General features: G+C 27.0%; 20 protein-coding genes. 11 read left to right on the top strand and 9 right to left on the bottom strand.

Translation table 11 applies throughout. The features are described 5' to 3' along the window. Positions 1 to 66 precede the first annotated feature (66 nt). Positions 67 to 705, bottom strand: coding sequence for an ATP-binding protein (locus L988_RS00430; protein ID WP_369798242.1), 639 nt, complete (start codon positions 703 to 705; stop codon positions 67 to 69). Here L988_RS00430 and L988_RS14095 point away from each other — a divergent pair. Beyond that, positions 672 to 788 carry a hypothetical protein gene (locus L988_RS14095; protein ID WP_197053924.1) on the top strand — a complete coding sequence of 39 codons (117 nt, stop codon included), beginning with the start codon at positions 672 to 674 and terminating at the stop codon, positions 786 to 788. The two genes, L988_RS00430 and L988_RS14095, sit on opposite strands and share 34 nt — an antisense overlap. 9 nt (positions 789 to 797) lie before the next feature. Here L988_RS14095 and L988_RS00425 read toward each other — a convergent pair whose 3' ends face one another. Further along, the gene (locus L988_RS00425) at positions 798 to 1,589 is read right to left on the bottom strand and encodes a helix-turn-helix domain-containing protein (protein WP_052191609.1); all 792 of its coding nucleotides are present in this window, start codon (positions 1,587 to 1,589) and stop codon (positions 798 to 800) included. Further along, entirely contained in the window at positions 1,589 to 1,870 is a 282-nt protein-coding gene (locus L988_RS00420) for an HNH endonuclease (RefSeq protein ID WP_047380440.1), read from the bottom strand. Before L988_RS00420 ends, L988_RS00425 begins: the two co-directional genes overlap by 1 nt. A 267-nt stretch (positions 1,871 to 2,137) precedes the next feature. Between L988_RS00420 and L988_RS00415 the strand changes: the two genes are divergently transcribed. Then, entirely contained in the window at positions 2,138 to 2,824 is a 687-nt protein-coding gene (locus L988_RS00415; protein WP_052191608.1) for a DUF4145 domain-containing protein, read from the top strand. A 2-nt stretch (positions 2,825 to 2,826) separates the two neighbouring features. Here L988_RS00415 and L988_RS00410 read toward each other — a convergent pair whose 3' ends face one another. Continuing rightward, positions 2,827 to 3,018: a hypothetical protein gene (locus tag L988_RS00410; protein ID WP_047380438.1), complete on the bottom strand. Its 192-nt coding sequence runs from the start codon at positions 3,016 to 3,018 to the stop codon at positions 2,827 to 2,829. Positions 3,019 to 3,167: 149 nt separating this feature from the next. On the opposite strand from L988_RS00410, the gene L988_RS00405 reads away from it, so the two are divergent. Next, on the top strand, positions 3,168 to 3,356 hold the full coding sequence (locus L988_RS00405) for a hypothetical protein (protein WP_047380436.1): 189 nt from the start codon (positions 3,168 to 3,170) through the stop codon (positions 3,354 to 3,356). Between the two features lie 119 nt (positions 3,357 to 3,475). On the opposite strand, the gene L988_RS00400 is transcribed toward L988_RS00405, so the two are convergent. The 5 genes from L988_RS00400 to L988_RS13175 all read right to left on the bottom strand — a co-directional run bounded on the left by L988_RS00400 (position 3,476) and on the right by L988_RS13175 (position 7,078). Continuing rightward, the gene (locus L988_RS00400; RefSeq protein WP_047380433.1) at positions 3,476 to 3,682 is read right to left on the bottom strand and encodes a helix-turn-helix domain-containing protein; all 207 of its coding nucleotides are present in this window, start codon (positions 3,680 to 3,682) and stop codon (positions 3,476 to 3,478) included. A gap of 91 nt (positions 3,683 to 3,773) precedes the next feature. Beyond that, positions 3,774 to 4,547 carry an adenine-specific DNA-methyltransferase gene (gene yhdJ, locus L988_RS00395; protein WP_047380431.1) on the bottom strand — a complete coding sequence of 258 codons (774 nt, stop codon included), beginning with the start codon at positions 4,545 to 4,547 and terminating at the stop codon, positions 3,774 to 3,776. A 59-nt stretch (positions 4,548 to 4,606) separates the two neighbouring features. Beyond that, on the bottom strand, positions 4,607 to 5,278 hold the full coding sequence (locus tag L988_RS00390) for an MAE_28990/MAE_18760 family HEPN-like nuclease (protein ID WP_047380430.1): 672 nt from the start codon (positions 5,276 to 5,278) through the stop codon (positions 4,607 to 4,609). Positions 5,279 to 5,281: 3 nt separating this feature from the next. Then, entirely contained in the window at positions 5,282 to 6,337 is a 1,056-nt protein-coding gene (locus L988_RS00385; RefSeq protein ID WP_047380428.1) for a DUF262 domain-containing protein, read from the bottom strand. A gap of 30 nt (positions 6,338 to 6,367) precedes the next feature. Continuing rightward, the gene (locus L988_RS13175; RefSeq protein WP_052191607.1) at positions 6,368 to 7,078 is read right to left on the bottom strand and encodes a LexA family transcriptional regulator; all 711 of its coding nucleotides are present in this window, start codon (positions 7,076 to 7,078) and stop codon (positions 6,368 to 6,370) included. Positions 7,079 to 7,268: 190 nt separating this feature from the next. On the opposite strand from L988_RS13175, the gene L988_RS14005 reads away from it, so the two are divergent. From L988_RS14005 to L988_RS00345, 8 genes are all read left to right on the top strand, one after another. Then, entirely contained in the window at positions 7,269 to 7,391 is a 123-nt protein-coding gene (locus L988_RS14005; protein WP_255359906.1) for a hypothetical protein, read from the top strand. Between the two features lie 85 nt (positions 7,392 to 7,476). Continuing rightward, entirely contained in the window at positions 7,477 to 7,710 is a 234-nt protein-coding gene (locus tag L988_RS00375; protein ID WP_047380425.1) for a hypothetical protein, read from the top strand. Positions 7,711 to 7,825: 115 nt separating this feature from the next. Continuing rightward, positions 7,826 to 8,386, top strand: a complete 561-nt coding sequence (locus tag L988_RS00370) for a hypothetical protein (protein WP_047380423.1) — start codon at positions 7,826 to 7,828, stop codon at positions 8,384 to 8,386. Between the two features lie 65 nt (positions 8,387 to 8,451). Next, positions 8,452 to 9,507, top strand: a complete 1,056-nt coding sequence (locus L988_RS00365; RefSeq protein ID WP_052191606.1) for a lambda-exonuclease family protein — start codon at positions 8,452 to 8,454, stop codon at positions 9,505 to 9,507. 53 nt (positions 9,508 to 9,560) lie between these two features. Beyond that, positions 9,561 to 10,544 carry a recombinase RecT gene (locus L988_RS00360; RefSeq protein WP_052191605.1) on the top strand — a complete coding sequence of 328 codons (984 nt, stop codon included), beginning with the start codon at positions 9,561 to 9,563 and terminating at the stop codon, positions 10,542 to 10,544. Positions 10,545 to 10,560: 16 nt separating this feature from the next. Beyond that, on the top strand, positions 10,561 to 11,286 hold the full coding sequence (locus tag L988_RS13170; protein WP_052191604.1) for a putative HNHc nuclease: 726 nt from the start codon (positions 10,561 to 10,563) through the stop codon (positions 11,284 to 11,286). A gap of 62 nt (positions 11,287 to 11,348) precedes the next feature. Then, entirely contained in the window at positions 11,349 to 11,495 is a 147-nt protein-coding gene (locus tag L988_RS00350) for a hypothetical protein (protein ID WP_231549818.1), read from the top strand. Positions 11,496 to 11,572: 77 nt separating this feature from the next. Then, complete coding sequence (locus L988_RS00345) at positions 11,573 to 12,592, top strand: site-specific integrase (protein WP_047380421.1); 1,020 nt, start codon at positions 11,573 to 11,575, stop codon at positions 12,590 to 12,592. Positions 12,593 to 12,811 lie beyond the last annotated feature (219 nt).

Here is a 12,811-nt window from a genome sequence, read left to right as displayed (position 1 = left end):
TAATAATCCATAAAAATCTTTTTCCTATAGTTCACCTAATTTTAAATTTAATTTAACATATCTCCCTTAATCCCAAATATCAGTTTCTTTTCTCTTTCTTCTACTATCCCAATCAAATATAAATGGTGTAGTAATAGCTCTTATTCTATCCAATAACTTATCTGCCCCATTTATCATTAAGTGCTCTTCTAATCCACCCTTGTCTAAATTGGTCGTTATTATAATTGGCTTATTAGCTTTATATCTCTCATCTATCAAGTTATAAACTTTCTCCATTCCCCAATCCGATAACTTTTCACTCCCTAAGTCATCTATAACTAATAAATCAACCTCTTTAACTGCTTGAAGTAACTTTTCTTCCTCTGATATAAAATCTCTTTTATTAGCATAATCCTCTTGGATTTTTCTTAAGTATCCAGATAAATTAAAACTTAAAACTGTATATCCCCTTTCTTGAATATCATTAGCTATACAGTTTGCATAAAATGTTTTTCCTGTTCCTGGAAATCCTGACATCAAAATTCCTATATTGCTTTCTAAAGCTTTTTTAAATCTTTCAGAATACTTCTTAAATTTTTCAATAAAGTCATTCTCCTTATCACAAACTATTTTAGCTTTTTCAAATATATTGCTCCCAGAATCTCTATCTATAATCGACAATTTTTTATACCTTGATATTTTTAGTTTTATTCTATCTCTTCTCATACAAGAACAATCAGGATATACATCGTAAATCCCTTCTTGGTAAAAAATCGGTTCTCCACATACTTTGCAATTTTCTACATTAATTTTCACTATTACCACCACTCTTTATTGTAGTTTTCTTTTAAAATTTTTAACTTTTTAGAATTTTGTGTCTTTTTAGGCTCACGATTTTCATAAAATCCAATTAAAATTTTATCTATCATAGTTTTAGAGCAAAAATTATTTATTTTAGGTTTTACATCAAGTTTTCCACTCAAAAAATTGGATTCACTTATTTTTTGCAAAATAATAGCCGTGTCAAAACCTTTGAGTAAAATAGGATTTATTACTCTCCTAATTTCTTCCGTATTCTTTCCTGTAACTTCTGCAACTTTTGAAATATATCTGTTTAGATCCTCTCTAAATTTAATTTTCTCCTGATCGAGCGATTCAGCTTCAGCTGATGTATCAATCTTTTTATTATTTATATTGTTATTATTTAAATTATTGTTATTATTAATACTGTTATTATTAGTGTCCGTTTGACCGTTTCCGATAGTTTCCGTATCGGTTGAAACCGTTTCCGATGAAATAGGTAACGGCACAAAATTTATTGTGTATACATTTTTTGAAAATTTACCTTGTTCTTTTTCTTGTTTAACGGTAATGTACCCAGCTTCCTTAAGCTGTTTAACATATTTAGCTAATGTGTCTTTACTTATATCTAAATCGCTGCAAATTAAAGATTGACTAGGAAACGCATCTTTCCCTTTTCCACTATAAGAGCATATATATGAATATATTGATTTAGCTATTACATGTAACGTTTTATCTTTCATAACTTTTTTAGCTATTATTCCATACCCATCTTCAAATATTCCCTGTAATTTTATAAAATCAGTCATTACAACTCACCTCTGTTTTTCCTATTTTCTTTGAATATTTTATGAACTTTCAAATGGCATAGCCTACACAAAACTTGTAAATTGTCTTCCCTATTTCTATGAATTTTATAGTATCCATTTTCTTGCGGGCTGATACAGTCTTTGTGGTGTGTAACTAAATTTTTTGTTTTTCCACATATTTCGCATTTTACTTTTACCATTTTCTTCATTTGTTTTCTAAAAATTTTAAACTCACTATATTCATCAACGCTAGTTTCAGCTTTTATTAAAACATCCCTCATTTATTTCCTCCTATTGAGGTCACATGCCAACATAACCTCTTTTTATTTTATTTTGACCCTCCATACTTAGTTACGTTGGCTATGTATGAAGAGCCTAAATAAAGCAAAAATCACTTTTCATTCAATTGCTACGTTCAATATCCCTAGATTTACTTGACTAGAAGTCAAAAGTATCAATTAATACCTACTGAGTATAAGTATTGTATATATCTCTTTTTAAAGTTATAATATTTGTACATTATAAAAATTTAAAAAGGAGGAAAACACATGTTTATATCTAATCGTGAAGAAGAGATAACTTTTTATAGTTCTTCTGGAAACTATAATGAATCTATTAGTTTAATAATAACAAAGCCAAATATATGTCCTCACTGTAATTATTTTATTTCTTCAAGAATCGAAGCTCATAGTGATTTTAAAGCAAATACAGATTTTTATACTTTTGGTGTCATTTTTTCTTGTCCACATTGTTCAGAATTTTTTATTGAAATTTTTAAATCTTTCGATAATAAAACTGCTTATCCAATTGGATATTCTATTAATAAAATTATTGATAAGGAAGTCCCTGAAAAAATTAAAATTTTTTCTCCCAAATTTTTTGAAATCTATTCACAGGCACTTACTGCAGAAACTAATAAGCTTTTTGAAATTTCAGGCATGGGATTTAGAAAATCAATTGAATTCTTAATAAAAGATTTTTTAATAGAAATACTTTCCAAACCAAAAGAAGAAATTACTAAATTACCCTTGCAACAAGCAATAAACTTAATCGATAATGATCGTATTAGAACTTTAGCAACTGCTTCTCTTTGGCTTGGAAACGATGAGACACATTATTCTCGTAAACATCTTGATAGAGATACTCAAGATATGAAAAACTTTATTGTTGCTCTATACTCTTTCATTAATTATGAATTAATTTTCATCGATGCTTCCTCTTTAAAAAAGAAATAATTTTATTTCTTATAACTGTATTCAATATTTACCAATGAATAATTATCCATGGGGTCAATTATCCCTATTATTTTTCCTTCCAATGTCTGATATTGTTTTACAACTCTTACAGGCATTGGACATTTTTCATCAATTATTTCAAATTCTACTTCAATAACTTGAGTAAAATTTATTGATTTTGCTATTTTTTTCATTACTCCACCTCCCCAAAGCCCACACTATAAGCTTTAAATAAATCCTATATAAGTTAGTTATTTTTTTATCTTTGTTGATTTCCTCCCCTATCATGAGGTATACTCGTATTACCTTGGCCAAGGAAATACTTAATAGGGGGGTGAATATTATGATATTTTATATTAACACCGTTACTCATGAGGTCCATAAAGAAAACTGCTCTTGGAAACCTACTGTTAACTTCTCTTGCTTGGGAGTATTTGACTATCCATATCAAGCTGTTGCAGCAGCTAAAAAAGCTGGTTATTCAAATGCTGATGGTTGTGCTTATTGTTGTCCAGGAATGCATACTAAGTAGTTTATTTTAAAGAGGCTTTATAGCCTCTTTTTGTATTTTAAATTACTCTCCTCTTTAAATAATCTATTATAAATTTTTTTAAACAAACATTTTACATAACTTTAAATAGGTTATGAAAATCAGAAAAAAATTTTAGGATTTACTTTTAATATATTTGCTATTTTTATTGTATTTTTATAACTTACTTTATTTTTTTTCATTCTTGAAAAAATTATACTTATATTAGATCTAGTTACTCCTAGTAATCTAGCTATATCAGATTGATTTATTTTTTGTTTTCTCATTTCATTTTTTATAATTTCATAAATTTTCTGACCATTTTCCATAAAATCACCTCTTTAAAATTATATAACTATTTTTTAGTTATGTAAATACTTTTTTTAACTTTTTGGTATAAAAAAAAGTAGCTTTATATTGCTACTTTTTCTCTTCTTCTATAATTTCTATTTCTTCAATTCTATTTTTTCCTATAGAACAATACGTCGAACTTTTTTCTATTCCAATATAATTTCTTTTTAACCTTTTAGAAACAACTCCTAAAGAAAATGATCCTGCAAAAAGATCTAATATAACATCTCCTTCATTAGAACTTGCTTTAACTATTCTTTCTAACAAAGCTTCAGGTTTTTGTGAAGAATGCTTTACATATTCTGGCATTTTATATCTTACTCTATTAAAATACCATAAATTTCCTGGAACTTTTAATTCATTATAAGGACTTGGTGGATTTTTTCTGTAATCGATTAATTTTCTTTTACTTCCTGTTTCTGTTTCAACCATAATATCCACGTAATTGAATGTATAATTACTCTTAGTTTTTACAGCAAATATTATAGGTTCATATAAAGAACCATAAAAATATTTTGCTTGAACTCCAGAGCTATCATACCCCCAAACTATCCTTGATAGAATATTTATATGTTTTTTTAAAAAAATATCCACATATGGCATATTTTCTGTAGAATTAAAAATATAGAGACTTCCTGTTTTTTTTAATTTTTTTAAACTCAATTCTAACCACTCATATAGCCATTTCAAATATTCATCTTGGTTCTTCCATTTATCTTCTATTCCATCTTCGTATTTTTTCCCTATATTATAGGGAGGGTCTATCACTAGTAAATCTATAGTTTCATCCTTTATTTTCTTTAATCCTTCAAATATATCATAATTTAAAATAGTTGTATACATATTAATTTAACCTCCAAAGAAAATTATAACATTTTTTTTATTTTATGCATAGTTCTTTTTTAGTTTTTTAAAAATTTTCTATCTTTTATGCAACTAATTATATGATCTTTGAATTTTTTCATTTCCTCTAATAAAAAATACATCATATTTTCTAAATCTTCATAACTCACATATGAATTATCTGTAGCTTTACTTCCAGTATGAGCAATTGAATTTCTATTATGAATAACTTTAAACAGTACTCTTTCAAATAATCCCATCTCATCATTAAATTCATAATTGGTTAATTTACAAATATTTAAATATTTTTCAAATTTTAAATTACTTTCTACTCCTAATATAAACTTTTCATAATAATCACTGGTAAAATCTATATTGAATTTTTGCTCTAATTTTAATATTCTTTTTCTTAAATCTGATTCTATTTCTAAATTTGTATTTTTTTGATAACTTTTTAATAATTCTTTTAGATAAATATCATAAAAATTATCTGTAAGTTCTTGTATTGTTTTTTTTTGTAATGTTATATATCTAATATATAAGTTTGAGACTTCTTTTATATATCCTTCCCAATGTGAATAAAGTAATAATACAAAGGATTTTTCTAATGTTTCTTTTAACTCTGTTTCTGTTTTGTTAACTAATATTAAAAAATCAGTTATTTCTTTTTTTCTTAATAAATACGAGTGATCAATATAATCAACTAATTCTATAGGGTTTTTAATGCTCATTTATTAAATCTCCATTCCTATTTTTAATCCTTCCATAAACTGATCTACCACATTTTTCCCTCTTTTACTCGCCTCTTTATACTCTTGGCTCTTCAAAACTTTACTTTTTATTTCTACTAAAGATTTGCTTTTTTTATTTTTATATAGGTAAGCTAATAAAATTATATAAATTAATGGTGAAAATTTATTCCCTTTCTTAAAAGAAGATTCTCCCAATTCATTGTATATATTTTGAAAAATATTATTCATTTTTTCTATTTCTTCATTCACTTCAAAAGGTTTTTCAAGAACTTTTTTTATTGAATTATCAATAAATCTATCTCTAGAATATTTATATTTTGTAGATATTTCTTGAAATTCTTCAATATTCTCTATTGCAAAACGTATTATCAAGCAATAAACTAAGAGTTCCATATCGTAATTTTCTTTTATCTGATTATCACTTAATGAAACCACCTTTTTAAAAGTTTCATTTTTTCTAATTATATTTATCATTTTTTCTGATAAATCTAAATTTGATTTAACAATTAAGAAATTTCTTATTTCTTGTGCTGATAATTTTACTCCTCCTGAGTTTAACCTATTAAATAACTCATACTCACTTTCTGTATTTTCAGAAGTTAATAATACAACATCTAATCTATTCATATAAAAATATTTAAACACTTCATCTGGTTCGATATCTGATAGTTGCATTTCATTTAATTCTCTTATTTTTTCTAAATTTTTTAACTTTAATGGTACTTTAGTATCTTCTCTATCTGAATTTAATACTCCACAAAACCATAAAATACTAGAAATTCTTTGAATCCCATCAACTATATCCCATTTTCCTCCTCTTACTGAGATATAAATTGGTGGTAAAGGAATTCCTAAAAATATAGATTCAATTAATTTACTTGCTTTATTTTCATCCCATCTAAACATTCGTTGATATTTAGGCTCTAAATTAATTAACTCCTCATTATACATACTTTTTAGTTCTCTTATTGACATTGTATAATTTTGTTTTTTTATGCTTTGTTGCTCTCTTTCAACTGCTTCTGAAATACTTTTCATTTTTCTCCTCTCTATCTTAATTTTATTATTTTATAAATTTCCTTCATAAACAAATTTTATTGCTCTTCCTAATAATTCTACATTCTCAAGTTCTCTTCCAGCTATATAAACATCATCATAATCTGTATTTACACTTTTTAATATCATTACTTGAGCTTCTTCCTTTATAAGAACTCTTTTTACAAAAGTTTCTTCTCCAACTTTAACAACATATATCTTATTTGCTATATATTCAGTTTGATGTGGATCTACTATAACGAATGATCCATCTTGAATTAATGGTTCCATTGAATTTCCTGCTACTTCTATCAAATAACAATCTTGACAAAAATTACCCCTTCTAATTAATCTTGTATATAGCGTATCCTCAAAATTAATATATCCATTCCCTGCTGAGGCTTTTGCTTTTACAGGCATTTCAATAAAATCTTCTTCACTTAATGGTTTCAAATTTGATTGCATTACTTTTTTTTGGTTATTTTTTTCCAAAAAAATTAACTTCTCTTGTATATCAATTGGTAAACGTCTAAATTTTTCATACTCTTCTATTGCTATTTTTTCATTATTTGTAAATAAAAACTCATTATATATATTCTGTAAATAGTCTTTACTTGGTCTTTTAGTGTTATTTTCTATTGCTGTTACATATGGTTGAGAAACATTCAAATTTTCAGCTAATCTTGAGGCTGAAAGGCCTTTTTCTTCTCTTTTATTTTTTAAGATTTCTCCTGTTGTTAACATTTCTCCATTCCTCCATGCTTTTTGATTAATTATACTATAAAACGAAAGATATGTTAAAAGAAATTTTAACAAAATGTTAAAATAATTATTGACATAACCAAAAAATAGTTATATCATATAACTGAAACTAAGTTATTAATATTTTTCAATATCTTTTATAACTATTTTTTAGTTATAAAAAGGAGAGAATATGATTATTAAAAATTTAAAAAACGGACTATGGAAATTTGAAGTTAATGGAATTGTATTGATTGGAACTTATAATGAATGTTTAGCAAGACTTGAAGTTTATGCAAGAATGTGGGGGATTTAATGAACGTAATAGCTGAATTAACACTAATTGGATTAATAATACTTACTGTTGAAGTAATAATCATGAGAATTATGTAGGAGGAAATATGTTAGGAGTAGAGCTTTTAGAATTAGAAACAAACTTATTAATTAAAGATTTAAAACCTTTAAAAAAAGATAATGACATTATGTGTGAGTGTGAAGACCATAAAGCAAAATGGATACTCACAGATGATTTTATGAATGGATGGCATATGAACTTGTGTGATGATTGCTTATTAGATATGAGAGAAGATTATAAAGAAGAAGGTACTAGCTATAAAGTGAGTCTTTTGAAATAAAAGGCTCACAACCGTTTAGGTTTTAATTACATGCTTAACTCACTATCCCCCCAGTGAAAAAGCTATCCCCAGCTGTTAAGCATGTAATCAAGACTAAAAAAAACAGGAGGATAAGATGGATAAGAAGATTGAAATTGTTAAAAATGAAAGTTGTGGTGGTGCTTATAGTGAGCTTTCAATTGTGATTAGTGGAATAGATATTGGTGGTCAAGACTTAATGAGTATTATTGGAGTTGCAACAGGTGATTTATCAGTAAAAGATTTAGCAGTAGATGAAGCACAACTTGAAGGAGTTGTAATTAGAAATGCTACCGATGAAGATGTAAAGAAAGCTATTAAAGAAGCTCAAAAACCTTTAAAAGAAGTGATCCCAACTCCAAAAGCAGATGTTAAGAGACATCCAAGCTATAGACTACCAAAACTTAAACATTTTATATGTTGTAATAAAGTTGGAATAACTACAAATGATGAAGTTAAATGTAGAACATGTGGAAAAGAACAGAGTTTTGAAGAGGAAATTATACTAGAAGTTACTTGTCCTGATTGTGGCAAAAAAATTATTGCGGTTACAAATCAGAAAAATATGAAGTTTTTTATGTGCGGAGATTGTAAAACTCAGATTGATGTTGAATATGATTATAAAACTAATAAAATAAAGGATTTAATAAGTATTTAGTCTTTTACAAGTTCTACAAAAATTTATTTGTAGAACTGATTAAAAACTAAAAAGGAGGTCTGAGAATGACTATAAAAGAATTAAGAGAAGTTGCAAAATCGAAAGGCTTAAAAGGGTATAGTAAACTGAAAAAAACTGAATTAGAAGAACTTTTAAAAGAGTCAACAGAACAAGAGAAATTTTTAGAGAATATAAATCCTGAAATTGAAGTAATTCAATACAAAGATGAAAATGACTGGTTAGAAATAAGAAAACTTGGATTAGGGGGTTCTGATGTTGCTGGAGTTCTTGGTGAGAGTAAATACAAATCTGCTGTTGATGTATGGAACGACAAAATAAACGGATCTTCGTTTAGTGGTAATAGATTTACTCACTGGGGAAATAAATTAGAAGCTGTTATAGCAACGGAATTTGATGATAGACATAAAGACCTAAAAGTATTTGAACTAAATAGAACTCTAAAAAAAGGTAAATCACTAGCCAATATTGATAGATTTTTATATGATCCATCACTAAATGAATATGGCATCCTGGAAATAAAAACAACAAATTCATTTAATTACAAAGAATGGAATGAAGAAACAATTCCACAAGAATATTACTGTCAAGTAATGCATTATTTAGCAGTTTCAGGCCTTAAATTTGCATATATTTGCTGTTTGATAGGTGGTAACGACTATAGAGAGTTTCGTATAGAAAGAAATGAAGATGAATGTAACTATGTTTTAAATTATTGTGACGAATGGTGGAAAAAATATATAGAAACAAATTTGGCTCCTCCTGCAGATGGAAGTAAAGCTTATAGCGAATATCAAAAGAAAAAAGCTGATAATTTAAATGATATTGAAATTGAGATAAATATAGATACAACTGAATTTGATGAGTTAAAAGCTGAAATAGAAGAGAAAGGCAAGAAATTAGAACTTATAAAGCAATCTTGGATAGATGAAATGATAAAGTTTGGAGCTAAAAAAGCCAAATTGAAAAATTACAAAATAACAACAATTACTCAAAAGAGAGAAACTTTGGATAAAAAGAAACTTAAGGAATCTGTTCCTAATATAGATGATTTTTTGAAGGTAACAGAATCTAAATTTTATAAAGTTACAAAAGTAGAGTGAAAAAAATAAAAACTATTATACACCAAATATAAATTTAATTGGAGGAATATAAAATGACAACAGAAATTAAAACGGCTAAAAACAAACTTGAAACAGCAGGAAAAACTACACCATCAGAAGAAGGCGAAGTAAGTCCTACAATAATTTTACAAAATATGTTACGAGAAAATGGTAAAAAATTAAAAGCAGTTCTTGGAAATAATGCTAGTTCTTTCATGGTATCACTTGTTAATTTATATAATTCTGATTTGACTGGAGCTACACCTCAATCAGTTTTAGCATCAGCTTTTATAGCTGCAGCATTAAAATTACCAATAGAGAAAAACTTAGGATTTGCATACATAATAAAGTATGGAACACAGGCTCAATTCATCATCGGTTATAAAGGAATGATTCAATTAGCTTTAAGAAGTGGTGGAGTTAAAAAGATAAATGCAATTCCAATTAAAGAAGGTCAGATTTTATCTTTCAATCCTCTTACAGAGGAGATTGAATTTGATATGAATTCAAAAGATGGAGAAATAGTAGGATATGCAGCTTACATGGAACTTACAAACGGATTTAATAAAACTATTTATATGTCTAAAGATGATATCGAAAAACACGCCTTAGAATATTCACAAACTTACATAAAGGACCAAACTAGAAAAGAATATGAAAAAAAATCTGTATGGTCAAAAAATTATGATGAAATGGCACTTAAAACAATCTTAAAGAAAATTTTAAAGTTCGCACCATTATCTACCGAAATGCAAATCATGGAAACTGTTGACCAAGCGGCTATAAAGAAAGCCAATATTGATGAAAAAGATGGCTCTTTAATAGTTGAAAATGTTGAGTATGTTGATAATCAAAAAAATAGTACTCCAACTACAAAAGAAGAAATTTTAGATTTATTAGAAAGTGCAAATACAATTAATTTAAATATTAAGAAAAAAGCTAGTGAGTTACACATAGATTTTGACACTATGACTAAAGATGAACTACAACTTTTACAAAAAATCATAGACGAAGAAATTGATAAACAAATGAAATAGTTCCAGGAGAATATTTATGTACAGATTAGTATTTGAAAATGATAGAGCAATATTAGAAGTTAATGAAAATATGAGTGTAGCTGAATTAAAAAAGCTACACTCTAAACTTAGCAAAGGTATAGAGATTAAAAAAGTAGACACTATAAGTGATGAACAAATGAAAATTCTTTGGTGTATATTTAAGGATCTCGGAGAGCTAATAGGATATACAAAAGAAGAGTTAAGAGAAATTCTTCAAAATAAATACTGTTCTGAGAAAAAAATAGAATACTTTTCAATATCTCCAAATAAAAGGAATTGTGCTAGTAAAGATATAGCGACTGATTTTATCAGTTGGATAATCGAGTGGAGTATACATCAAGGATATAACTTGATTTTACATATAGGAAAAGGCCCTAATAAAAGATTAAGAGGTGCTAGAGAGATTTGTCCTGACATACAACGTTATACTATTGCTTGCCTTAGAAATAAAGTATGTGCTGTCTGTGGAAGAGTTGAGGCAGATTTGCATCACTGGGACAATGTTAATTCAATAGGTGGATATGAATTTGATGATGGTCTTAAAACAAGATTTATAAGTCTTTGTAGAGAACATCATAATTTATTCCATGCTATAGGTGAGAAAGAATTCGAAAATAAATATCATTTGCAAGGGGTTTGGTTGAATCCAACAATGGTTATGGAACTCAAAAAGGTTTATTCTGGTCATTTTCGAGCATTTAGAAAAGAAAATTATGAATAAAAAGGGGAATATATACTATGGAAATAAAATGTTTAGTCTATACTGTTGATGAGGTAAGCATAATGTTAAATGTCTCGATATCTACAGCTTATAGAAAAATTAAAGAAATTAATCATATGGCAATTAGAAAAGGGATCCATAAAGAATGTATCTCATCTGGAAAAGTTAGTAAAAAATTATTTCACGAAGTTTATCCAAATTGTGATTGATAAATTTAATTAAAGAGGGTATCATATTATTGTGAAATATCCCTCTTTTTTATTTTAATAAATTAGGAGGAAATTATATGAAAAATTCAAACGGAAGTGGTTCTATTTCTAAATTAAAGGGAAAAAGAAGAAAACCATGGTATGTTAGAGCTACAATAGAGTTTTCTAGTGATGGTAAACAAATTAGAAAATCTATAGGTACATTTGCTACAAAGAGAGAAGCCCAAGAAGCTTTATATAACTATAATAAAAATCCATTATTATATAGTAAGAAAACTTTTAAAAATATTTTGGATTTATGGTGGAGTGCGTACACTAAAAGAGTTACACAAAAAACAACTATAAGTACACACATTTATAGAATGAGAGCTTTTGAATCACTACATGATAGAATCATAGCAGATATAAAATTATTTGAATTGCAAGAGTTATTTGATAGTATGACAACTTCTTGGAGTTTTAAAAATGGATGTAAAAGTGTTCTTAATATGATATTTGATTTTGCTTTAAAAAATGAATTTATTGATTCCAATAGAGTTAGCTTTATTGAGATTGGGAAAAAGGAAAAAGTTATTGAAAGAAGAGTCTTTACAAAAAAAGAAATCGAGACTTTGTGGGAAAATCTCGATTCTAAATACTGCTATATAATTTTAATTCTCATCTATACTGGAATGAGAATAGGTGAACTTCTCAATTTAAAAAATGAAGATATTGATCTACATAACTCATCTCTTACTATAAGAGAAAGTAAAACAGATGCTGGTGTTAGGATTATACCAATTTCTTCAAAGATTTTCAATTTATTTGTTGCCAATATGGTAAAAGATCAAGAGTTCTTTTTAAAAGGGGATACTACTCATCAATTAAGTTATTCTACTTTTAAACCTAGATTCCAGAAGTTACTAAAATCATTAGATATTGAACCTCATACAATTCATGATACTCGACATACTTTTGCAACTTTACTAAATAACGCTAACGCAAATCAAAGTGCTATAACTAAATTAATTGGTCACTCAGACTTTTCTATTACAGAAAATGTCTATACTCATAAAGACACTGAAGAGCTAAGAAAAGCTATTGATTTACTATGTTGATTTTGTCACCAATTTGTCACCAAAATAAAAAAAATCATGATAAAATTGATAAATAATGATAATTATGATAAATGTATAAACTGCAGAAAAGCATTGATTATGCTAAGGTTTCAACAAAATAAGGAGGTCTCTAAATGAAAAGAATAATCTGCCACTACGATATGGACGCCTTTTATAAAATAATGAGGTCTCTAAATGAAAAGAATAATCTGCCACTAC

Source organism: Cetobacterium sp. ZWU0022, assembly GCF_000800875.1.
Taxonomy (GTDB): Bacteria; Fusobacteriota; Fusobacteriia; order Fusobacteriales; family Fusobacteriaceae; genus Cetobacterium_A.
This window is presented reverse-complemented; position numbering and strand designations above follow the sequence as displayed.